We start from the raw sequence: 21,504 nt of genomic DNA on the forward strand, positions 1-21,504 counted from the left end.
TAATGCAATCATTCACCCAACAACGAAGCTACGTCGCATTCGACATCGAAACAAGCGGTCTGGAGTCCTCACAGGCAATCACAGTGGCGGGGCTACTTCCGCCCGACCGAAACGCTTCGGTCATCTTGAACACCGAGTGTCGGGAGCCAGACGAGCAGGACATCATCTCTGTTGTCGAGGATATGAGTCGTAACAAGCTGGAGTTACGGGTCGTTCCTGATGAGCAGGCACTCCTCGACAAACTCGCTCACCTCGTCGTCGAACGATTCGACAAGGAGTACAATACGCTCATCGCTTACAACGCCGAAACGTGGCGGTCGGGATTCGACTTCCCGTACCTGCGGACGAAGTGTAAGCAACACGAGATGGACTGGCCGCTTAGTGGGGTCTCTTTCCTCGACCTGTTCGAGGTGGTGGAGAAACGTTTCAACACGACTGTAGCCGAGAAATCCGATGACGGGGAGGGGCCTATGGAGAAGAACGACCTCGTGGGGGCTCATCGCCTACTGTGCCAGCCCGACAACGAATTCGACCCGTTCGAGGATTCAGCCCGAGCCGTCTCCTGCCACTATAACGGGGACTGGACGAACCTTGTCCTGCACAACGTGAGCGACCTACATCGGACACTCGACCTCGGGGAGGCCGCTAAACAGTACGCCAGCCCCCGAGACCTCAAGTCGTACAAACTATGAGGAGGAGAGGTCGAGGCCGACGTGGAAGTCGCGTTCATCGAGTAGACTGCCGACTGATTCTCTGCAGGTTTCGTTCACTGGCTGGCGGTTTCGTTCTACCTTATCAATACTTATGCCCTATTGATTCGAATGTATTGATAAGGTATGAACACCATCAGTGAAGACCCGGAACCCGTTCCCTCTGACCGCATCCCGAAGTACGTTCGAGAGGGACTCGACCGGCAGGACGCCCTCACGTTGCTCGACATCGCCTCCTACTGCGAAGAACTGGCCGAGCACAAGCGACATGCCGTGTCGGAGGACGACATCGACAAAGAGGGCGTCGAGGGCGTGACACCCGTGGACGAGGACGAGGACTTCGATGTGGAGGACATTATCGACGAGGAAGACGACCCAGAAGCCGCCCGGAAGGGCTCGGTCGTCGTCCGGCGCACGAAGTGCGGGTCGGACTGTAAATGCAACAACGGCACAGGGCACGGCCCGTATGCGTACCTCGTCTGGTCCGAGAATGGCTCGCAGAAGTGGAAGTACGTCGGGAAGGCGTGACTTATCGCTCTGGTAGCTCGAAGGAGACAGTCACATGGTACGGTTCGTTGAGAATCCCGGCGGAGACGCCGAAGTGCCCCTCAAACCTGTCGAGTAACTCCGACTCGAACAACGCTTCCCGCTCTGCGTCGGCGGTTTCGTTGTCCTCGTATCCGCTTACCGTGATTTTGTAGTCGAGGGGATGAGTGACTGGGAGTTCCTCGCACGTGATGTCGTAGTAGTCGTTCGATGGTTTTCCCCGATGAGCCCACTCTCCGATAGCGTCAACCAGTTCATCAATATGCACGAGTGAATCAGCGATTCCTTCATTCCGATATAAGTATTCCGCTCACCTGCTGGGCAGTTCGTCAAGACACACGCTCCGACGGGTTTCCACTCGGTCGCAGATGAACTCCGCCGTCTCCTCGAAGTGTTGAACGGCTCGCTCGACAGCATCCGAGAGCGTGACGTGCTGGTCGTCTAGGAGGGGCGTGGCGGCCCCGGCGTCAAGGTCGAACGCATACACGGCATGCGACTCGTGCAACGGGTCGTGGTATATCCGCACGAACTGACAGTCAGGTAAGACGGCTAGACCCGGGATGATGTCGTCGTCAATAACGATGAGTCGCTCGCCCAGATACGCTCGGAACTGTTCAGAGAGGTCCGTCACGTACACGCCGTGACCATCACGTCGAACAAGCGGGACAGATGGGAACTCGATACCCGTGACGCCCTCCACGGTAGTTGCAAACGATTCGTCACCTCCCTGCTTGTGGATGGAGGTCGTGGCCGGTTGGTGTTCTCTTATAGTCATACTGATACTTTCAGCAAGTGGGTACAAAGATATTACCCAATAAGGAGGGGATTCAAGCTCGATTTACCCCCTTGATGTGAGTCATCCACAACAGTCGAGAATTCCGCTATGTAGAGATTCCCCGGTACAGACCTCCAAATCGTGCAGATTCGGCGGATTGTCGGGATGGGATATATAAAAGACGCTCACTTACAGGTGTTGTAAGTGGCAGAAATGGTGTCTGTAAGTGAGACGGGGCGGTTCTATAACTAAGGGTCATTCTAATGCGTTAGAGTAATATTGGTAAATGAGCCGTTTTTTCAGGTTGACAGAGAATTTATATAGATGTTATTCTTATTATCTATTGTAAGCCTCTTCGTTAGCCTGTGGTGTATCGTAACGACAGCGAAGCGAAGCGAAGCGTCGTTACGGAGACCGGTTTTGTCACTTACAACACCTGTAAGTGACGGCTCTTTATACGTTACATCTTTTGAGGTTCACGCTGTCTGTCGGTTTCTGGTTGCTGGGGAGGCCTCCCACTTACAACCGTCATCGGAGAAACCTCGGAAATACGGCGGCATCTCTACGCTGTCTATCGGTTTCACTCACTTACACCGTTTGTAAGTCATCGGCATATATTTAGTCCCTCTTGTCTAATATATCTGATAGGAATCACGAGGATTGGAGAAGGTATAGGACGGCGTTCATCGCCCCGGTCCTCCTCTCGTTCGTGTGCGAACACCATGACAGAAGACAACGACAAAACCGAGACTCTCGCTACCGTGGCGAAGGAATCGGATACTGATACTCGCATCGACGCTCTTGAACAGCTTGTCCGCACGCTCGTGGCGGATAACGAGCAACTCAACGACAAGATAGAGTCGCTTGAATCAATTGTCGTCACACAGGCCCAAGAGGTAGAGACACTTCGGGAGAACGTGGACGACCTTGAAGACGACCTACTCAACCAGCGATTTCACTCTGAAGAGAGACTCGCATCTGTCCTGAAGCGGGTTACAAAGCTAGAGCAGTCGCTTGAGGCGGACGTGGATTATCGCATCGAGGCTCGATTATCGCCCGTGGAGCGGTATCTCATCTGGGGGCCAGAGGTGACTGAGACCAACAACACGGCAACGGTTCGCCGGGCGGCGACGCTTGTTAAGCACTTTGCTGACTGGGCAGTTACGTCGGGTGATGGTCGCCCTCGCATCCTATCCAAGCCGAATAAGGAAGCTCCCCTGCGGGCCCGGATGCGTGATGCGTGCGGTGAGTCGCTTGAATGGGTCCAAATTTACCGAGCGATGGACAAAGCCGCAGACCTCTCTGATGGCAAGCTCATCTACGAGCAGAACGATAGGTTTGGACATATGCTGACACTCGCAGAAGGCGAAGACTGGCCCATCACGACCGAGGAGAGTCTACGGGAGGTTGAGGCGAAGGTCTCGGACGACTCGCAGTACGACGACCAGTAGTGTCGGCCCGTTTGAGAAACTCGTGCAAGAAGCGGTAGTCGGGCTCGTTGAGTGGTGTCTGGTCAAGTAGCCGGTCGTGACAGTCGGGTCGGAGTGACACGTCTCCCGGCATCATCGTAGCCTATACGACGTGCCCGGCGACCACCGTATCCACGGTATCCACCTCTCCCTGCGTTTCGCAAGGTCTCACCCTCTATCGGGGAACGTATCGTCGAACGACTTTTTCATCCCTCTGTCCGTGAAGTGGAGATAATGTCGCACTGTGTCGAGACTTGAGTGTCCTAAGATAGCTCTCAGGGTCTCTAAATCCATCTGTGGACTTCCAGACCGTTCCATACCTCTAACCGAATGGACAGCGAAGGAGTGACGGAGGGCCTTGGGCGTCACTCGTTTGTTTGATACACCGTCTGCCCGCTCAATTGTATTTTCTTGAATTCCTGCTTCTTCGGCGGCGAGACGTACGATTTTATTCACTTGACGAGGGCTGATTTCGGGCGTATTATATCCGACAATCAGTTTGTCCGTCTCCTCAGAGTAAGGGAGTGAGCTTCGACCGCCACGATTCATCCATTCTTTTAGCTTTCGACGAGTTGCCCGTGTGAAGAACACCTTCTTCTCGAAGTTATCCGCCCCTGAATCATCGACTTTCGAATTTTGAACATATATCATTCGATTCTCAAGTTCTACGTCCTGTTGATTGATGGAACATATCTCGCTCGGTCGGCAACCCGTGTTCCACAATAGGCGTACCACGATTTCGTTCCTCAGCGGCGTCATCGGATGGCGACTTGCGCCCTCAATTAGTTTTGGAATCTTATCAAGCGGCAACCAGTGGATGCGGGGACCCTCTTGATGGGCTGTCTCGGTTCCTTTCTGCAACCAGTGTAGGATGTATCCTTTCTCCTGCCAGCCAAGCTCGGGGTCGATATGGTCGTTTAAATATTGGCGGACGGCATACCAGCGCTTTGCGACCGTTGAATGGGCCAGACCCCCGTAGTCCTCATCCGACAAAAAATACGAGAAGTCTTTGAGGTCAGTGTTGGTTAATTCGTCCAGTTCCAACACATATGTGTAAAGAAATGCGTCGAGTTGCTCAAGGGCTATCCGGGCTTGCTTGGCGTTCTCTGATGTGTTGTGGTTCTTTCTCCTCATCAGCCATTTCTCGGCCTCGGGAAAATCGTGATAGGTCTTCAAATCAGTCGTTCTGCCACTCATACTCACCGGTCTCGTAGTGTTAACATCAAGTCATCGATTTTCAGCGTCTTTCCGGTGGACACGCACGTCCACCGCATCGCCCGCCGGATGGGGCTGGCCCCGGCCGACGCCGACCACGAGACCGTCCGCGAGTACCTGGAGCGGGACGTGCCGGCCGAGAAGTGCGGGTTCGGCCACACCGCGATGATTCAGTTCGGCCGGGAGTACTGCAGCGCCCGCAAGCCGGCCTGCCTGGACGACCCCGACGCCTGCCCGCTGGCGGGCCACTGCGACCAGGTCGGCGTCTACCCGGCCAGCGGTGAGGTCGTCGACCCCGCCGAAGCGGAGTGACGGAACGACGTCTCAGAACTGCTGTCCCGAGACGGAATCAGTGATACTGAGCGATAGCGCCTCGGGGCTTTCTAGCTGTTCGTAGCTACGCTGTCTGAGAGTGGTGCTGTGAATACATCACCTGACAGTCACTCGCGGTGGCCCCAGCGCTCGCCGTCGTCGGCGTAACGGGCGCTTACGATGCGGTTGAACTGCTCGTCGGACAGCGAGATGTCGGTCGCGCCGACGTTTTCGTCGAGCTGGTCGACGGTTCGGGCACCGACGATTGGGACGCAGGTGATGTCCGGCTGTTCGATGAGCCAGCGGAGCGCGACCTGTGCCGGCGTGGCGTCGAGTTCGTCCGCGACGGCCCGCACCTCGTCGAGGACGTGCCAGCCACGCTCGGAGAGGTAGAAGTCCTCGAAGCGGTCGGACAGCGAGCCGCGAGCGCCCTCCGGCCCCTCGAAGGCCGTCGGGTCGTCGTCGTCAGTGCGCTCGTACTTCCCGGTGAGGAAGCCGCCGGCGAGCGGCGAGTACGGACAGACCGCGATGTCCTGGTCGGCGCAGACGTCGAGATAGTCCTTCACGTCGTCGCGGTAGCCGGCGTGGTGGAGCGGCTGTGTCACCTCGAAGCGCTCGTAGTCCCCGACGTCGCTCTGCCAGAGGGCCTTGGTCAGTTGCCAGGCGGCCATCGTCGAGGCCCCGAGGTGGTGGACCGTCCCCGCGCGGACGAGGTCGTTTAGGGTTGCCAGCGTCTCCTCGATGTCGCTGTGCTCGTCCCAGCGGTGGATGTAGTAGAGGTCGAGATAGTCCGTGTCGAGGCGGTCCAGCGTCCCCTCCACCTGCGCGCGGATGTGCTTGCGGCCCAGGCCCGAATCGTTCGGACCGGGTTCGCCGCGGCCGTCGAAGGGGAAATACACCTTCGAGGCGATGACGAAGTCCTCGCGGTCGTAGTCCTCCAGCCACTCGCCGATATACTCCTCGCTCGTGCCGTTGGGGTTGCCGTAGACGTTGGCGGTGTCGATGAAGTTGACGCCGCGGTCCCAGGCCGCGTCCAGCAGGTCGTGGGCCTCCTCGCGGTCGGTCTCGACCACGCCGCCGGTCTCCCGCCCGAAGCGCCAGGTGCCGAAACACAGCTGTGAAACCGTCGTCCCGGTCGACCCGAGTCTAGTGTACTCCATACCGGGGCCACGTCGGGCGACCCGAAAAAGGGGCCCGGTCCCGGCGAGGAGCGCCCGGTACCGCTCGGCCGCTCGGGCGACCTGTCGCTGGCGCGTCTCAGGACGGCCCGCGACGCAGTCGGGCGGCCGCGACGACCAGGCCGGTCACCAGGACGAACGCCGTCAGCGCGAGGTTCGGCACGGTCAGGCCGAGCACCCGGTACTGTATCTGGGCGCAGCTAACCGCCCCGAGGCCGCAGGTCGTCTGGCTCACCTGCAGCCAGGAGTGGTAGCCCGCGACGGCGGCACCCGGCACCGCAAGCGGCAGTGCCGTCCGGACGACGCCGGGGCGGTCCTCGACGGCGGCGACGCCGAGGACGACCACCAGCGGGTACATCAGGATGCGCTGGTACCAGCAGAGCCGGCAGGGGGTCAGCCCCAGGCCCAGCGAGAGATAGAGGCTGCCGGCCGTCGCAACGGTCGCGACGACTGTCGCCGCGGCCAGCAGGAGTCGGGCTCGGTCAGCGGGGCGTCGGGGTTCGGCCACAGCAAAGCCGGCGGCGGCCGGCGAAAAAAGCGTTCCGAGAGCGGGCCCCCGAACTGACCCGCCAGCGTTCGCTTTTTCACGCGTCCGGCCGATAGCCAGCGTATGCCCGACGATTCGGACCCCGAGGCGAACCTCGAACAGTGGAAATCGGCGATGCAGGAGGAACACGCCGAGGCCATCGCGAACCCGAACCCCGACGAGTCCCACCGCATCGAGGGCGTGGCGCAGGTCACGTACCGGGTCACCTTCGACTACGACCCTGCCGAGGACGCGCTCGACCGGGCCAGCGCCGAGGAAGTCGACGACCTGACCGACCCCGAACTGCTCTCCTGTGCGTGTGGCGTCCGCGGAATGACCCCCGAGGAGGCCCGGGAGCACATGGCTGCCGTCGAGCGGCCCTAGCCCGGCGTCTCAGTCGTGGATGGTCACGCCGTCCTGGTCGACCGAGATGTCGACCAGGCTGGTCACCTCGTAGTCGGTGTCGTCCAGCGCGGACTCGCCCTGTTTCCGGAAGACGACGACGATGTCGGAGATGTTCGCACCGATGCCGTCCAGCGCCTCGCAGATGGCGGCCATCGTCCCGCCGGTCGAGAGCAGGTCGTCGACGATGAGCAGGTCGTCGCCCGCCTCGATGTCGTTGATGAACATTTCAGACTCTGAGTAGCCGGTGGTCTTGTGCAGCGGGACCTCGTCGTCGAGGCCGTAGGAGCGCTTGCGAATGACCACGAGCGGGATGTCGGTCTGCAGTGAGAGCGCAGTCGCGATGTGGATGCCCATCGCCTCCGGCGCGACGATCTTGTCCACGTCGAGGTCGGCCGCCCGCGTCACGCCGACGACGACCTCGCGGAGGAGTTCCGGTTCCAGCATCGGCACGCCGTTGCTGAGCGGGTGGACCAGGTAGGAGTACCCGTCCTTGTCGATTATCGGGGCCTCGTGCAGCGACTCGCGGAGCTTCTCCATGCCTCCGTTACCTGAAGGGGGACAATAAACCGTTCGAGGCCGGACCGCGGTGTGTCACGGTACCGCACCGTGAGCCGGTCCGTACGAACTGCCGCCCGGGCGCGGCGGCGTCAGTCCGCCGTCGGGGTCGAGCGGTCCCCCGCCGTCTCGAAGGGACCGTCCTCGACGATGTCGCGGGCCGTGTGTTCGCCGCTGATGAGACACATCGGCATCCCGATGCCGGGCGTCGTGTAGGCCCCGGTGTAGTAGAGGCCGTCGAGGCCGGCGCGGTGGCCGGGGCGGAGCGGCCCGGTCTGGAACAACGTGTGGGCCAGCCCGAGCGCCGTCCCCTGGGGGTCGCCGAAGCGGTCGGCGAACTCGCTTACGCACGCCGACTCCTCGACGACGATGCGGTCCCGCAGGTCCACGCCGAGTTCGCGAGCCAGCGATCGGTCGCTCAGTCGACGGCCGGGTCGTCGACGCCGCCCTCGGTGATGCGGACTGTCGAGATACGGGTGCCGTCGACGCCCGTCACCTCGAAGACGTAGCCGGCCGCTTCGACGCTGTCGCCGACTTCCGGCGCGCGGTCGAGCCGGCCAAGCACCAGCCCCCCGACGGTCTCGACCGCGTCGCTGTCGAGGTCGGCCCCGAGCGTCTCGGTGACCGTCGACAGCGGGACGCCGCCGTCGGCGTCGTAGCTCCCGTCGCCTCGCTCCCGTATCGAGTGCTCGCGCTCGTCGACGTCGAACTCGTCGCGCAGGTCGCCGACGACGGCCTCGACCACGTCCTCGACCGTCGCGAGCCCCTCGAACGACCCCCACTCGTCGATGACCGCGGCCATCTGCCGGTGGTCCCGCCTGAACTGCAACAGGAGGTCGTTGATGGCTGTCGTCTCCGGGACGACCGGTATCTCGCGGGCGAGTTCGCCGGCAGTCACGTCCCCGTCACCGCCTTCGCCGGCCCGCAGCACGTCCTTGACATCGACGAACCCGACGACCTGGTCGGCGTCGTCGGCGGCCAGCACCGGGTAGCGTGTGTGCCCCTCGTCGAGGACGACAGACCGAATCTCCGATAGTGTGGCGTCGTCCGACAGGCTCACCACGTCAGGGCGCGGGACCATGACCTCCCGGACGACCGTGTCGTCGAGGTCGAACACGCGCTCTATCATGTCGACCTCCGACGCGTCGATGTTCCCCTCCTCCCCGGACCGGGCCAGCACCCGTCGTATCTCACGCTCGCCGAGCGTCTCGTCCGTCTCCGAGGCCGCGGGGACCCCCAGCAACTGCGTGAAGGCGTTGGCCGAGCCGTTGAACACGACGATACCGGGATAGAACAGGTAGTAAAACACCTTCATCGGCGGCGCGAGCAACAGCGAGAGCCGCTCGGTCCGCGCAATCGCGAACGTCTTCGGCGCGAGTTCGCCGAAGACGACGTGGAGGAACGTGATGATGCTGAACCCGACCCCGAACGCCACGAGGTGGCGGAGGCTCTCGGGCAGCACCGGCGCGAGGACCGGTTCGAGCAGCGCCGCGACGGCGGGTTCGCCGACCCACCCCAGTCCCAGCGAGGCGAGCGTAATCCCGAGCTGTGTCACCGCCAGGTAGTTGTCCAGGTCTGTCATCACCGCCTGGAGCGAGCCCGCGCCGGCCCGCCCCTCGTCGGCGAGCTGTTCGACGGACGTGCCACGGACGCGGACGAAGGCGAACTCCGCGGCGACGAAAAACCCGTTCAGTCCGACGAGCGCGAGCGCGACGAGCAGCTGTGCCGCCGAGAGCGCGAGGGTTACCATCGCAGCCTCCGACCGGAGAGCGTCGGTGCGTTCATACAGTCACATCTCGGTCACCGTACTAAAGTGCTGGAAAAGACCCGCCGAACTCGGGCACTCCGGCGACCGGCACTGCCGACCGGTGCCGACGGCCCCGAGGGCCCGGCGATGTTCGACGCCGACACGACTGCTCGCGGGACGCCGTCTGCTAAACTGGCCTCGGCACTCTGGTAAATATCAACATATATAAGATATTAAAAAGTTGATAGTTAATTCCAGGGTGTACAGAGGCGGAGCGGGTTTTCCCGCCTTCTCCTGTACGCAAGAGGTGTCAGTATGTCCGACGATAAAGACCAATGGAAGCAAACCGCAGGCCTCGCAGCCGACTCGACGGTCGCTCAGATCGTCTGCAAAGAACCCGACAAGGAAGAGTGGGATCAAGAAGCAGAGGAGAAAGGCTACCGCAGCACGAGCAAGTACCTCTACGAACTGGTCCAGGAGGCCCGCGCCTACCGACAGCAAGGCTACCTCGCACACCACCACAGCGAGGAGCAGATCGCCGAACTCAAATCACGAATCAAGGAACTGGAGACACAACTCGAACGGGAGCGAAAGAAGGAGAGTACGACGACAAAGATCGACGACATCGACTTCCTCGAACAGTACCTCTCCACAGAGTATCAGACACTACCGGAGATTCTACAAGACCTCGTGGAGAGTGGCGTACTTGATAATCTGATTCGCAAGCCGATTGAGGACGAACTCTACTACCTGGCCTCGCAGGACCGCGTCGAATACGAGCGGGGTCACGGCTGGCGGCTCGTCGATGGAGGTGATGGCAGTGGCCGATGACTGGTACGAGACGGTCTATGAGAACGATCACGAGGTCGTGAACGAGTTCATCCGGAAGAAGCAGAGCACCGGCTGCAGTCACCGGACACTCAATTCCTACAGCCGGACGCTGAAGAAGTTCTTCCACGAGCAGTTCCCGGATCTCACGCCGTCCGAGGTGACTGTCCGACACGTTGAGGACTACGTGGTCACGCTTGACCAGCGAGGACTCTCACAAAATACGAAGCGGCGCTACCTCGAATCCCTCTCAGCCTTCTATGACTGGACGATGAAACGTCCGCGATTCGAAGAGATCACCGGGAATCCAGCCGCCGTGGTTCTGGAAGATATTCCGAAGAAGATTCGGGAGCGTCCCGACTGTGCGACCTGGGAGAACGGAGCCAAGATCATCCGCGAGATGACCGACCCGCGGAACAAGACGGTCGCTGTCCTCCTGGCCAAGACCGGCTGTCGTGTCAGTGAGGCCCTGGAGGTGAAGATAGACGACCTGATGCTCGACGACGGCTTCGTTCGGTTGCGGGAGCGGAAAGGCGGCAAACAGACCGTCGTGCCCGTGGACGAGGAGACAATCCAGGCCATCGAGCGATTCAAATTTACTCGTCCAACGAACGGGGATTCGGACTACCTGTTTCTCAGCATCCGTGGGAATCGCGTGTCGAAGACGCAAGTGCAGCGAGCGGTCAAGGATGCGGCTGTTGAAGCAGGTGTGATGGAACGCGGCGAGGATCGGTTCCACAAGAAATTCACACCGCACACGTACAGGACAGTATTCACGACGCTGATGCGGAATCAGGGGATGAAACAACACATCCTCCGGTACATCCGTGGTGACGCAGCAAGCGAAACGATGGATATCTACACGCGAGTTGACCGAGAGGACGCTCGCAATGAATACCTGGACTGTATCAAACCCCTCAATCTCTGACGACGGAGGTGAACGCTTACCAAATGCACGAATTGACTGAATGGAAGGACCGGGATGATGACCTCATTGGTGCGTCCGTTTTTTTGACGGCTGAAGAGGTCAAAGAAGCTCGTGAAGAAGATTCGATCGAAATCGAAGTTTCCGGATCATGATCGGTTAATAACCATTTAGCGATCAAGTTCAACTGGGCGAACGACGATCTCACCAGTACCGTGAACTGTTACCTGTTGTTCAGCAAAGCGGAAGGAGACGGTTACGGAGTCGCTATCTGTGGGTGCCCCATTCGACTGAACCAGCGCATCTAACGCATCGGGGTCGACGGATTCGTATAGCGGTTCAATGGACGTCGGCTCACGATCGACAGCGATAGCGACGGTCTCGATAACCGCTGTCGAAGGAGGTGTCGACGACCACTCGTACTGGGCGCAGACAGGTCCGTTCGCCACGTCAGTACCCTCTCTCTTGGAGGATCGATCAGACCCGTCGGTCATATACTCTCTCTGTTGAACGCTGGTACTGGGTTTATTACTCTGATTCGGTCTTGGCGTCCTCGACGTTCTGCAACCGCCACGTGAAGATCGCTCGCAGCACAACGACGAGGCTGTTGGTCTCGCCTGCGCCCCAGATTGCCGTCTCCGCCCGCGGGTCTGTGGGAGCGTCGTCCTTGCCGTTCACGAGAACGCTCACGAGCGTGCGTGTCCCGTCGACCATCATCAGCCGACCGGCCGGCGTGTCCGACCAGACCCATAGCGACTCGAAGAGGTCCGCACCGGGAACCTCGTCTTGAATCCGCTCTTGGACCTCCGGGGAGACGCCGCCGAGGCTAATCGTCACGCCCCGCTCGGCGGCAGCGTGGAGCGCATCGATGACGTCCTCGGTGAGCAGTTCCTCGACGGTCATGTAGATGATCTCGTCGTCCGCGCCGTTCACGAACTCCAGGACCCGGTCAGTGACCGCGGTCTGCCCGTCGACCGTCCAGACGCCCCGTTGTTCCTCGCTGCGCTGGGCCGGTTCGAGTTCGTCCAACGCGGTCCGGAGAACCGAGGTCCGGTAGTCCATTTCGCGTTCGAATTTTCGGGTCGTCGTGCCGGCCGAGATCGCCCAGAACTCCTTGGGTGAGGACTGCTGCACGTCGACCAGCCCCCGCCCTTGTAACTCGTCAATGGCGTCGTAGACGCGAGTGCGTGGGACCTCCGAAACCTGACTTACGTCCTTCGCGGTACCCGTACCGAGGCTCACGAGCGCCACGAACGTTCGAGCGGCGTAGGTACTCAGTCCGAACTCATCCAGCTGTTCGATTGCTGCCGCACGGGGGTTATCAACGGGGTCCGAGTCGGTATCCATAATCCGGGTGCCTCTGTGCTGTGAAGTCCCAGCCACGGAAGGTGGCCAGGACCGGCACGCATCGGGTTGTGGTTGGGACACAAGTTCCGAGCCACGTGCCGGACTGGTGAGTATAGCCCTCGCGCCGATAATCCTTTTGTGATTAATAGGGTGAAAATCTAAATCTTGGACAGAGGTACTTCAGTGCCATCTATCAGCAATAGAGTCATTTGTGATGTAGCGTGTCACAACACATCTCGTCGGATTACGGTAAAACTCCGGCCGTACGCACATCGGTTGTCTCGGGACGTGAGCGCCGTTCAGTTTTCCATCCTGTAGTGACAACGCCTATCTGCCCGGCAAAACGAGATTCGGCAAGTGCTCGGGTTCGTCCGGGTTGTGAGTTGGGACACATGAGTTCAGATGAAACATTAGACGAAGCGGTCGAGGTACTCCAGCAACTCGGCCTCAAAGAGTACGAAGCCAAGTGTTTCGTCGGGCTCGCGCGCCTCTCGACGGGCACGGCGAAACAACTCAGCGAGATTACCGACGTACCCCGGACGCGCATCTACGACGCGATTCGCGTCCTGGAAGCCCAGGGGCTCGTCGAAATCCAGCATTCAAGTCCCCAGCAATTTCGAGCTGTGCCGTTGGGGGAGGCAACCGAGACGCTTCGGGACCAGTACGAGGCTCGCGTCGAACGGCTTGAAGCGGCACTTGAAGACGCTGAAGAACTCGATCCCGAGGAAGAGGATCTGGTCCAAGAAGTCTGGAGTATGTCGGGGACAGACGCGATTGCAAACCGCTCGAACACGCTCATCAGGGACGCGAGCGAGGAGGTGGTGTTAGTCGTCGGCGACGACTCGCTGTTGACTGACGAACTGGTCGAGAGTCTCAACGGGCTCGACGAGAGTGTCGATTTGCTCGTCGGTGCGGTCACGGAGGAACTTGAGGCACAGATTCACGACGCCGTTCCTGTCGGGACTGGGTTGGCTCCGCACCGCGGATGCCGTCGATGACGATCTCGCCATTGGGCGACTGCTCCTCGTCGACCGGTCGGCGATCCTCGTCAGCACGCTCGTCCCCGACACGCACGAGGAACAGGCCATCTTCGGCGGAGGATTCCGAAACGGCCTCATCGTGATCGCACGCCGGTTGCTCTCACAGGGGCTCATTCCGCGACGCGACCCACAGGCCGATTAGCACTCCGCCACAGCCTGGTGCGAGGAACGGGTCTCGGGCCGACGGCAGTTTCGAACCCACAACAGCAGACAAGATCGCTAGTCTGTGAGAGACGACCGGAGAGCGCTTGAAACGGAGTACTTGTCATAGAAACGTTCGCCAAACCTCTTTGCAGTTATTTGTGAATGGTCAATCCAGGGTACAGAGCGACCCGTGATTTACTTACAACCAGTCAGCAGGGAGTTCGTCTTCGTGGTCGTCCAGCAGTTCGAGTAGTGGTCTTATTTCATCGAACTTCGGCCCTTTCGTTACCTCGTGGGTTTCCTCGTTCCACTCGATAAACCCGTAGTCGACCAACTTCGGTAGGTGGACGTGCTGCATTGTCACGAGCCGTTCAACGGCATCAGCGTCACTTTCAGAGTCAGCGATAACTACTGGTGTGTCGTCTTGTGGGTTGTGCTCTAACAACGCGACCAGAAGTTTGCGTCGTTGAACGTCAGCCAACGCATCCACCATGTCATCAAAAGATAAGGTTTGCCTGATGTTCTCCATATTTCTATATTGGAGACTACACGGGTAACACCCCCACAATTTTATAACCACATTTTTTTTGATTATCCGAGTGACGACGTTCGGCTAGTTGTCGAGATTAGATATTAGTCGTCTCAACGCATGATGATTCTTCCAAAGACGTCCAAGTCGCTATATCGAACGGCTCTGAACGACTTCTCCGGTGGGCTTGCTGCTATTTAGTATCGCTGCTCGGCCGACCGTTCTTCATTGACGGAAAGTCTGGGTCTCGTATCGAACGGCCAATTTTAATTTATCACCTCTGTTCTTCGCGCTCCGCTGTTCATTCGATCAATAACGGATGCATCCCCTTACATAGGAGATGCAGACCTCGGCACTCATAGGGCTCGTCATTAGCGGGGAGTCACCCCGGTTCGGCCCCGTGGGTCGTCGTCATCGGCCGGCGGGTGCTACTGCCGCCGTCGACAAGACGGTTACTCCTCGGGGTCACACAGTAGAACAAACGCTAAACCCGCGCGGGCCGACCGGGCGTATATGAACAGGCGACGCTTTCTGACACTCTCCGGGGTGGGTGTCGTCGGCGCGGTCGCGGGCTGTAGCGGCGACGCGGGCACGGGCGAGTCCATCGACGACCACCCGGCGGCGGCGGGCCTCGACGCCCAGCCGCGCCGCGGCGAACTGGGCGGGCACGTCGTGCTGGCGTTCGAAGACCCCTCCTGTCCGACCTGCCGCCGCTTCCACGAGAACACGGTGCCGGCCATCCGCGAGAACATCGTGGGGACGGGCAAGGGCGCGTACGTCGTGCGGACCTATCCCGTCATCTATCCCTGGGGCGAGCCGGCGACCCAGGCCCTTGAGTCGACCTTCGCCCGCGACAGCGGGGCATTCTGGGCGCTGTTCGGCCACTACTTCGCCGAACAGTCGTCGTTCGACCCGGACAACGTCCTGGCGCGGACGGCGACGTTTCTCACCGAGGAGACCGACCTCGACGGCGAGGCGGTCGCAAGTGACGCGCGCGAGCGGGTCCACGACGACGCCGTCCAGGCGGACGTCCAGGCGGCGGAAAACGCCGGGCTGGGCGAGACGACGCCGATTATCCTGCTGTTCGACGACGGCGAGTTCGTGACGAAGGTCAACGGGAGCGTCAGCTACGACCTCATCGCGGAGGCGCTGGGAGAGCGCGACGGATGAGCACCGGACGGGGGCTCCGTCTGCCGACGACGCGCGGGGACTGGTGGCTCATGGGCCGGACGGTCAGGCTCGTGCTCGGGGTGCCCGTCTACGCGGCAGTCGCGACGATTGCTGCCGTCGTCTCGCTGTCGGTGTTCGTCGTCTCGCTGAACGTCCCGCTGGTGCTGGACCTCGTCGTCGGCGGGTCGCTCCCGCTGGTCAGCCGGCTCCGCGTGCTCGGGGAGCTGTACCCGTTCGTCGGTACGTCGTTCACCCCCGCACAGGGACTTCTGCTGATTGCCGTCGCCGCTCTCACCGGCGTCGACATCGGCCTGGCGACCTACCACTTCCGCGAGCACGGCCTCGACCTGCAACAGGGCGGCGCGGGCGCTGCGGGACTCCTGCTCGGAACGCTCGGCGCGGGCTGTGCGGCCTGCGGGTCGGCGGTGTTGCTCGGACTGCTGTCGCTGCTCGGCGTCTCGACCTCGCTGCTGTTTCTGCCGCTGGATGGCCTGGAGTTCGCGCTGCTCGCGCTCGTGGTGTTGACCCTCTCAGTCTACTGGCTCGCCGAGGGGATGCGCGGCGGCGAAATCAACGGCTGCCCGGTCGACATCTGAGCCGGGCCGGCCCCGGTCCCGTGCTGTCGGGCTGTCGGGCTGTCGCTCGCGCCGGCGGGAGAAAGCGTATGGTGTCGCCGGCCGAACACACTCCCGAGAAGGCATGCCCGAGACGGAGTCCCAGGTGACGGCTTCGACGGAGTCCCCCGCCGAGTACGAGCACCTCCACCGGAAGCGAAAGGAGACGGCCGGCAGGGTCGAGCTGGCCGAAGTCGTCGACGTGTGGGTCGGCGAGAGCGAACTCGTCTGTCGGTTCCAGTTCGACTGGGCGACCGACGCGATACGGCGGCGCTACGACCTCGACAGCGACCGCGACATCGCCAGGGTCGAGCGCCTCTGTGAAGCCAACGGCCTGCAGTTCGAGCAGGCCGGGCATCTGGCGGGGTCGCTGGTCGAACTCGAGTACACCGGCTCGGAGTGGCTCCCCCGGCCGGAGGCCGCCTACACCGACGGCGAGGGGTCGGCGGTCGAGACGTTCCGCGCGGAGTGGCGGCTGCTGGTGCGCGAACTCGCCCAGTCGCCCGCGTTCCTCCGGCGGGGCATCGAGCGCGTCCGGGGGCTGTCGACGACACAGCTGATTATCGGCGTCCTCCTCGTGAAGAAAGTCGCAATCATCGTGCTGCTCGCGCACCTCCTGCTGTAGCCCGACGGCTGGGCAGCGTCAGTTCGTCGTCGTTATCTCGACCACGTCGCGGTGGTCGAGTTCGGTGTCGGCCCCGACTTGGCGGCCGGAGCGAACGTCGTGGGCGTGGAGGAAGCCCTCGCCGATGTCGGTGTGCAGGAAGTACGCGAAGTCCTCGGCGGTCGAGCCGTCGGGGAGGACGAAACAGTCCTGCAGGAAGGTGCCGTCCTCCTGGGGCTTGCGCGCGCCGGGGAACACCGCGATAGCGCCCAGTTCCTCGAACAGCGCGGTTTCAAGCGCCTGTTGGACGCCCGTGCCGCCGAACTCGGTCACGAACTCCCGAATCTGTTCCAGCCCCGCGGCCTTCTCCTCGGGGAGGTCGGCGGTCACGGTGAACTCGTCGTCGCCCGGCCGGTAGTCCAGCACGCCCTGTTCGTCGCCGTTTTTCAGCGCTTTCTCCGCGTGAGCCGAGACTGGCACGAACGTCAGATGCTCGTACTCGGGGTCGTTCGTGACGGTCTCCCAGTTGTCCTGTGCCGCCTCGGTGTCCATCTTGTTCGCGGCGATGAGCATCGGCTTCGTCCGGATGCGGATTTCACGGGCCAATGCCTCCTTGTCGGCCTCGTCCCAGGCGTCGGGGTCCAGTTCCAGGTCCAGGGCGAGCACGACCTGCTTTATCTCGTCGGCGTTGATTTTGAACGCCGACATCTGCTCCGCGAGGTCGTCCTCGATGGCCTTGTCCTCGCCGTGGTAGCCCGAGCGGTACCGTTCGATGCCCTTCTCCAGGATGTCGAGGTACCACATGTCCAGTTCGTCTTCGAGGAAGTCGATGTCCTCGCGGGGGTCGTGGTCCTCGGTGGGCTCGCCTTCGAGGTCCGTCTCGCCGGTGAAGTCGACGACGTGGACGAGCACGTCGGCCTCGTTGAGGTCCGTGAGGAACTGATTGCCCAGCCCCTTGCCCTCGTGCGCGCCGGGAACGAGGCCGGCCACGTCGACGAGCTTCGTCGGGACGAACCGGACGCCGTCGGTGCAGTAGCCGTGGTTGGGCGTGCAGGTGTGGTCGAACTCCGGGGCCGCACAGTCGACCCGGACGTACGCTTCGCCCATCGACGGGTCGATTGTGGTGAACGGGTACGCGCCCTCGGGCACGTCGTTCATCGTCGCCGCGTTGAAGAAGGTGGACTTGCCGACGGAAGGTTTGCCGACGAGTCCTATCTTGTAGCTCATTGCACCGATGAAGCGGTTTCAGCGGCTTAAACGCTGTTACACGAGCGACGAGAGCGTGTGAGTCACACACGAGACGACCGCGCGGCGAGGTTACAGTCGCCGCTCGTACACGTTCACGGGGTGTTCCTGGCCGCCGAACTCGGCCGTCCGCTCGCCCACCTTCTCGAAGTGGGACCGGTAGAACCCGTTGCCGACCTCGTTCTCGGCCAGCACCTCGTCGCGGATTTTCCGCACGGAGAGGTCGCGTAGGTGCCGCTCGCCCCGACGGAGGAGTTCCGTCCCGATGCCCTCGCCCCAGTAGTCCGGGTGGACGTACAGGTCGAGGTCGCCGAAGCCGGTCGCGTCCGTCATCCCACAGCTCATGTACGCCACCACGTCGTCGTCGGCCGTCGAGACGAACAGTCCGACCTCGTCGAGCTCTATCATCCGCTCCAGTACCGCCGGCGAGTACCCCTCCCTGAGGTGGTCGTTCACTGTCTCTGCCCCGAGGATGTCGTCGTATACGGTGTGCCACGTGGTCCGGGCCACCCGCCGGATATCCGCGACGTCCACCGGGTCGGCCGGTCGGATGGATGTCTGGAACGACATACGTGAACGTGTGACTCGATACATCATAGAACTGTGGTCCGATTGACACCCTCGCGACCGGCCACGGCCCGCTCTTGCCGGGGTGAGAGGGGAACGCTTATGTACACTTCTGTACGTTAGTGTTCAGTAATGGACGACAGTGAGGAGATAGCCCCAGCGGTTCAGTCGATTCTCGACGCGGCGCGGGAGCGCGGTGGCGGCGGCGACAGGGCGTCGGTGTCGCCCCGGCCGCTGTCGGACGCCTTCGACGCGGCGGCGGCCGACGGGCGGACGCCGGTCATCGCCGAAATCAAGCCCACGAGTCCGACCGCGGACGGCGAGCGGACCGACGACCCGGTCGCCCTCGCACAACAGATGGTCGAGGGCGGCGCGGCGGCGCTGTCGGTGCTGACCGAGCCGGACCACTTCGGCGGGTCGGCGGCGACGCTCGAAGCGGTGCGGGACGCCGTCGACGTGCCCGTCCTGCGCAAGGACTTCGTCCTCTACGAAGAGCAACTGGACGTGGTCGAGGCGGACGTGATACTGCTCATCGTCCGCTTTCTGGAAGCAGAGGGGACCGACGACCTCGCCGACCTCCTCGCGGCGGCGCGCGAGCGGGGCTTTCAGGTCCTCGTGGAGACCCACACCGCCGCGGAGGTCGAGAAAGCGCTCGACGCCGGCGCGGACATCGTCGGCGTCAACAACCGCGACCTCGCCGAACTCGACGTGGACCTCGGGACCTTCGAGGCGGTCGCACCCGAGGTGCCCGAGAGCGTCACCCTCATTGCGGAAAGCGGCATACAGACACCAGACGACGTGACCCGGATGCGCGACGCCGGCGCGGACGCGCTGCTGGTCGGCTCGGCCATCATGGACCACGGCGCGGCGACGGACGTCGAAGCGAACACGCGGCGACTGACAGGCGCGGCAACCGATGCGGCGACGACCACAGACACATGAGCACTGACGACGCACACGACCCCAAGTTCGGCGAGTACGGTGGACAGTACGTGCCCGAGGCGCTGATGCCAGCCATCGAGGAGCTGACCGACGCCTACCAGCGGTACGTGCTCGAAAACGAGGACGGCTTCATGGACGAGTTCCGGGAGCGGCTGGCCGACTTCGGCGGCCGACCGACCCCCCTGCAGTACGCCGAGCAGCTCTCGGCCCGGTACGACACCGACGTGTATCTCAAGCGCGAGGACCTGCTCCACGGCGGCGCGCACAAGCTCAACAACGCGCTTGGACAGGTCCTGCTGGCGAAGTACATGGGCAAGGAGCGCATCATCGCCGAGACGGGGGCGGGCCAGCACGGCACCGCGACGGCGATGGCGGCGGCCCACCTCGACATGCCCTGTGAAATCTACATGGGCGAGACCGACATCGCGCGCCAGCGCCCCAACGTCTTCCGGATGCGCATCAACGGCTCCGAGGTCAACCCCGTCACGGTCGGCCGCGGCACCCTGAAGGAGGCCATCTCCGAGACGATGCGCGACTGGGCGACCACCGTCGAGAACACCCACTACGTCATCGGGAGCGTCGTCGGCCCGCACCCGTTCCCGAAGATGGTCCGGGACTTCCAGGCGGTCATCTCCGAGGAGGCCCGCGAGCAGGCCATCGAGAAGACCGGTGGACTGCCCGATTCCGTGCTGGCGTGTGCCGGCGGCGGCTCGAACACGATGGGGATGTTCGCACACTTCGTCGACGATTCCGAGGTCGACCTCTACGCCGTCGAGGCCGGCGGCTCCTCGCTGCAGGTCGACGAGGCGGAGGGCGTCGCGCCCAACTCAGCGACGCTCTCGACCGGCGACGAGGGCGTCCTCCACGGCGCGCGCACGAAGCTCCTGCAGGACTCGGACGGCCAGATTATGGAGTCCCACTCCGTGTCTGCGGGGCTGGACTACGCGGGCGTCGGCCCGGAACTGGCCCACCTCGTCGACGAGGACCGGGTCACACCGGTCAACGTCGACGACGACGCCGCGCTGGAGGCGTTCCACCGACTCTCTCAGGACGAGGGCATCATCCCAGCCCTGGAGACGGCCCACGCCTTCGGCTACCTCGAACAGCACCACGACGAGGTCGGCGACACCGTCGTCGTCAACGTCTCCGGCCGCGGCGACAAGGACCTGGAGACGGTCATCGAGGAGACCAGCCAGCGGGACCTCGACATCGCGCCGGACATGTCTCTCTTCGAGCGCGTGGGCGGAGGTGGCCTCTGATGGGGCTGGAACGCGCCTTCGCCGACGAGCCCGCGTTCGTCCCCTATCTCGCGGCCGGCGACCCGAACTACGAGGCGTCACTCGAGTACGTCGAGGCGCTGGCCCGCGGCGGGGCGGACGTCATCGAACTCGGCCTGCCCTTCTCCGAGCCCATCGCGGAGGGCAAGACCATCCAGAACGCCATCGTCCGCTCGCTGGAGGCCGGGATGACGCCCGACCGCTTCTTCGAGTTCGTCGAGGACCTCGACGTGGACGTGCCGCTGGTGTGTATGACCTACTACAATCTCATCTATCAGTATGGCGCGGACGAGGGGCCGCGGCCGTTCGTCGAGAAAGCCGCCGCGGTCGGCATCGAGGGCCTCGTCGTCCCGGACCTCCCGGCCGAGGAGGCCGGACCGCTGCGCCGGGCCTGCGACGAGTTCGGCCTCGATTTGGTGTTCATCGTCGCGCCGACGACGAGAGGCGACCGGCTCGAACGGATGCTCGAACAGGTGTCCGGCTACGTCTACGTCCAGGCGCGCCTTGGCGTCACCGGCGCGCGCGAGGACGTGGACGACGCCACCGAGGAGTCGCTGGCCCGGCTGTCCGACTGGGACGTGCCGAAGGCGGTCGGGTTCGGCATCAAGACGGGCGACCACGCCGAACGCATCGTCGCCGCCGGTGCTGACGGCGTCATCGTCGGCTCCGCGCTGGTCGACATCGTCGCCGAGGGCCACGAGAACGGGGACTCCGTCGAAGCGGTCGCGGACCGGCTCGAAGCGAAGGCCAGCGAACTCAAAGACGGGGCGCTCCGGGGGGCGTCAGAACAACCGCAACCGGAACGCACATAATCGTACTTGCCACACAGTCTCA

At 62.4% G+C, this 21,504-nt stretch carries 24 protein-coding genes and 3 pseudogenes; 14 read left to right on the plus strand and 13 right to left on the minus strand.

The genetic code is table 11. The features are described from left to right. Positions 1 to 2: 2 nt before the first annotated feature. Positions 3 to 692 carry a ribonuclease H-like domain-containing protein gene (locus VI123_RS04705; RefSeq protein WP_336336895.1) on the plus strand — a complete coding sequence of 230 codons (690 nt, stop codon included), beginning with the start codon at positions 3 to 5 and terminating at the stop codon, positions 690 to 692. Positions 693 to 836: 144 nt separating this feature from the next. Next, a complete protein-coding gene (locus tag VI123_RS04710) occupies positions 837 to 1,238 on the plus strand; it encodes a DUF6788 family protein (protein WP_336336896.1) in 402 nt (133 codons plus the stop codon). Position 1,239: 1 nt separating this feature from the next. Here the strand turns inward: VI123_RS04710 and VI123_RS04715 are convergent, their stop codons facing one another. Continuing rightward, positions 1,240 to 1,524 carry a hypothetical protein gene (locus tag VI123_RS04715; RefSeq protein ID WP_336336897.1) on the minus strand — a complete coding sequence of 95 codons (285 nt, stop codon included), beginning with the start codon at positions 1,522 to 1,524 and terminating at the stop codon, positions 1,240 to 1,242. A 42-nt stretch (positions 1,525 to 1,566) separates the two neighbouring features. Then, complete coding sequence (locus tag VI123_RS04720; protein WP_336336898.1) at positions 1,567 to 2,031, minus strand: hypothetical protein; 465 nt, start codon at positions 2,029 to 2,031, stop codon at positions 1,567 to 1,569. 722 nt (positions 2,032 to 2,753) lie between these two features. On the opposite strand from VI123_RS04720, the gene VI123_RS04725 reads away from it, so the two are divergent. Then, positions 2,754 to 3,482 (plus strand): DUF3450 domain-containing protein, encoded by a 729-nt coding sequence (locus VI123_RS04725; protein WP_336336899.1) that lies wholly within the window; start codon positions 2,754 to 2,756, stop codon positions 3,480 to 3,482. Between the two features lie 186 nt (positions 3,483 to 3,668). Here VI123_RS04725 and VI123_RS04730 read toward each other — a convergent pair whose 3' ends face one another. Beyond that, on the minus strand, positions 3,669 to 4,697 hold the full coding sequence (locus tag VI123_RS04730) for a tyrosine-type recombinase/integrase (RefSeq protein ID WP_336336900.1): 1,029 nt from the start codon (positions 4,695 to 4,697) through the stop codon (positions 3,669 to 3,671). A 45-nt stretch (positions 4,698 to 4,742) separates the two neighbouring features. On the opposite strand from VI123_RS04730, the pseudogene VI123_RS04735 reads away from it, so the two are divergent. Continuing rightward, positions 4,743 to 5,027: pseudogene (locus tag VI123_RS04735) on the plus strand (endonuclease III domain-containing protein); the annotation flags it as partial. Positions 5,028 to 5,155: 128 nt separating this feature from the next. Here the strand turns inward: VI123_RS04735 and VI123_RS04740 are convergent. Beyond that, positions 5,156 to 6,187 carry an aldo/keto reductase gene (locus VI123_RS04740; protein WP_336336901.1) on the minus strand — a complete coding sequence of 344 codons (1,032 nt, stop codon included), beginning with the start codon at positions 6,185 to 6,187 and terminating at the stop codon, positions 5,156 to 5,158. A gap of 97 nt (positions 6,188 to 6,284) precedes the next feature. Then, positions 6,285 to 6,713 (minus strand): disulfide bond formation protein B, encoded by a 429-nt coding sequence (locus VI123_RS04745; protein WP_336336902.1) that lies wholly within the window; start codon positions 6,711 to 6,713, stop codon positions 6,285 to 6,287. A gap of 102 nt (positions 6,714 to 6,815) precedes the next feature. Here VI123_RS04745 and VI123_RS04750 point away from each other — a divergent pair, with 102 nt between their 5' ends. After that, a complete protein-coding gene (locus tag VI123_RS04750; RefSeq protein ID WP_336336903.1) occupies positions 6,816 to 7,115 on the plus strand; it encodes a hypothetical protein in 300 nt (99 codons plus the stop codon). 9 nt (positions 7,116 to 7,124) lie between these two features. On the opposite strand, the gene hpt is transcribed toward VI123_RS04750, so the two are convergent. The 3 genes and pseudogenes from hpt to VI123_RS04765 all read right to left on the minus strand — a co-directional run bounded on the left by hpt (position 7,125) and on the right by VI123_RS04765 (position 9,441). Continuing rightward, a complete protein-coding gene (hpt, locus tag VI123_RS04755) occupies positions 7,125 to 7,673 on the minus strand; it encodes a hypoxanthine/guanine phosphoribosyltransferase (protein ID WP_101350802.1) in 549 nt (182 codons plus the stop codon). A gap of 110 nt (positions 7,674 to 7,783) precedes the next feature. Further along, positions 7,784 to 8,113, minus strand: a pseudogene (locus VI123_RS04760) (phytoene desaturase family protein); the annotation flags it as partial. Continuing rightward, entirely contained in the window at positions 8,110 to 9,441 is a 1,332-nt protein-coding gene (locus tag VI123_RS04765; RefSeq protein ID WP_336336904.1) for a hemolysin family protein, read from the minus strand. The gene VI123_RS04765 and the pseudogene VI123_RS04760, both read right to left, overlap by 4 nt. A gap of 312 nt (positions 9,442 to 9,753) precedes the next feature. On the opposite strand from VI123_RS04765, the gene VI123_RS04770 reads away from it, so the two are divergent. After that, a complete protein-coding gene (locus VI123_RS04770; protein ID WP_336336905.1) occupies positions 9,754 to 10,269 on the plus strand; it encodes a hypothetical protein in 516 nt (171 codons plus the stop codon). After that, positions 10,253 to 11,194, plus strand: coding sequence for a tyrosine-type recombinase/integrase (locus VI123_RS04775; RefSeq protein ID WP_336336906.1), 942 nt, complete (start codon positions 10,253 to 10,255; stop codon positions 11,192 to 11,194). The genes VI123_RS04770 and VI123_RS04775 overlap by 17 nt, the downstream gene beginning before the upstream one ends. Before the next feature lie 167 nt (positions 11,195 to 11,361). Here the strand turns inward: VI123_RS04775 and VI123_RS19285 are convergent, their stop codons facing one another. Continuing rightward, positions 11,362 to 11,685, minus strand: coding sequence for a HalOD1 output domain-containing protein (locus VI123_RS19285; RefSeq protein WP_407066976.1), 324 nt, complete (start codon positions 11,683 to 11,685; stop codon positions 11,362 to 11,364). Between the two features lie 34 nt (positions 11,686 to 11,719). Then, positions 11,720 to 12,538 carry a TrmB family transcriptional regulator gene (locus tag VI123_RS04780; RefSeq protein ID WP_336336907.1) on the minus strand — a complete coding sequence of 273 codons (819 nt, stop codon included), beginning with the start codon at positions 12,536 to 12,538 and terminating at the stop codon, positions 11,720 to 11,722. Between the two features lie 392 nt (positions 12,539 to 12,930). Between VI123_RS04780 and VI123_RS04785 the strand changes: the two are divergent. Beyond that, positions 12,931 to 13,720 (plus strand): annotated as a pseudogene (locus tag VI123_RS04785) (TrmB family transcriptional regulator). A 201-nt stretch (positions 13,721 to 13,921) separates the two neighbouring features. On the opposite strand, the gene VI123_RS04790 reads toward VI123_RS04785, so the two are convergent. After that, complete coding sequence (locus VI123_RS04790) at positions 13,922 to 14,251, minus strand: transcriptional regulator (protein WP_336336908.1); 330 nt, start codon at positions 14,249 to 14,251, stop codon at positions 13,922 to 13,924. 513 nt (positions 14,252 to 14,764) lie between these two features. Between VI123_RS04790 and VI123_RS04795 the strand changes: the two genes are divergently transcribed. From VI123_RS04795 to VI123_RS04805, 3 genes are all read left to right on the plus strand, one after another. Continuing rightward, positions 14,765 to 15,421: a DsbA family protein gene (locus VI123_RS04795; protein ID WP_336336909.1), complete on the plus strand. Its 657-nt coding sequence runs from the start codon at positions 14,765 to 14,767 to the stop codon at positions 15,419 to 15,421. Further along, complete coding sequence (locus tag VI123_RS04800; protein ID WP_336336910.1) at positions 15,418 to 16,017, plus strand: hypothetical protein; 600 nt, start codon at positions 15,418 to 15,420, stop codon at positions 16,015 to 16,017. Before VI123_RS04795 ends, VI123_RS04800 begins: the two co-directional genes overlap by 4 nt. 103 nt (positions 16,018 to 16,120) lie before the next feature. Further along, positions 16,121 to 16,660, plus strand: coding sequence for a hypothetical protein (locus VI123_RS04805; RefSeq protein WP_336336911.1), 540 nt, complete (start codon positions 16,121 to 16,123; stop codon positions 16,658 to 16,660). A gap of 18 nt (positions 16,661 to 16,678) precedes the next feature. On the opposite strand, the gene VI123_RS04810 is transcribed toward VI123_RS04805, so the two are convergent. Together VI123_RS04810 and VI123_RS04815 are read right to left on the minus strand one after the other, a co-directional pair. Further along, on the minus strand, positions 16,679 to 17,866 hold the full coding sequence (locus VI123_RS04810; protein WP_336336912.1) for a redox-regulated ATPase YchF: 1,188 nt from the start codon (positions 17,864 to 17,866) through the stop codon (positions 16,679 to 16,681). Positions 17,867 to 17,956: 90 nt separating this feature from the next. Beyond that, positions 17,957 to 18,454, minus strand: a complete 498-nt coding sequence (locus VI123_RS04815) for a GNAT family N-acetyltransferase (RefSeq protein ID WP_336336913.1) — start codon at positions 18,452 to 18,454, stop codon at positions 17,957 to 17,959. Positions 18,455 to 18,583: 129 nt separating this feature from the next. Here VI123_RS04815 and trpC point away from each other — a divergent pair, with 129 nt between their 5' ends. From trpC to trpA, 3 genes are read left to right on the plus strand one after another with little or no spacing between them, the layout of a single operon-like run. Beyond that, positions 18,584 to 19,393 (plus strand): indole-3-glycerol phosphate synthase, encoded by an 810-nt coding sequence (gene trpC / locus VI123_RS04820; protein ID WP_336336914.1) that lies wholly within the window; start codon positions 18,584 to 18,586, stop codon positions 19,391 to 19,393. Then, entirely contained in the window at positions 19,390 to 20,652 is a 1,263-nt protein-coding gene (gene trpB / locus VI123_RS04825; protein WP_336336915.1) for a tryptophan synthase subunit beta, read from the plus strand. The genes trpC and trpB overlap by 4 nt, the downstream gene beginning before the upstream one ends. Continuing rightward, a complete protein-coding gene (trpA, locus tag VI123_RS04830; protein ID WP_336336916.1) occupies positions 20,652 to 21,482 on the plus strand; it encodes a tryptophan synthase subunit alpha in 831 nt (276 codons plus the stop codon). The genes trpB and trpA overlap by 1 nt, the downstream gene beginning before the upstream one ends. The last annotated feature ends 22 nt before the right edge of the window (positions 21,483 to 21,504 follow it).

This window comes from Haloarcula sp. DT43, from assembly GCF_037078405.1.
GTDB classification, from domain to species: Archaea; Halobacteriota; Halobacteria; order Halobacteriales; family Haloarculaceae; genus Haloarcula; species Haloarcula brevis.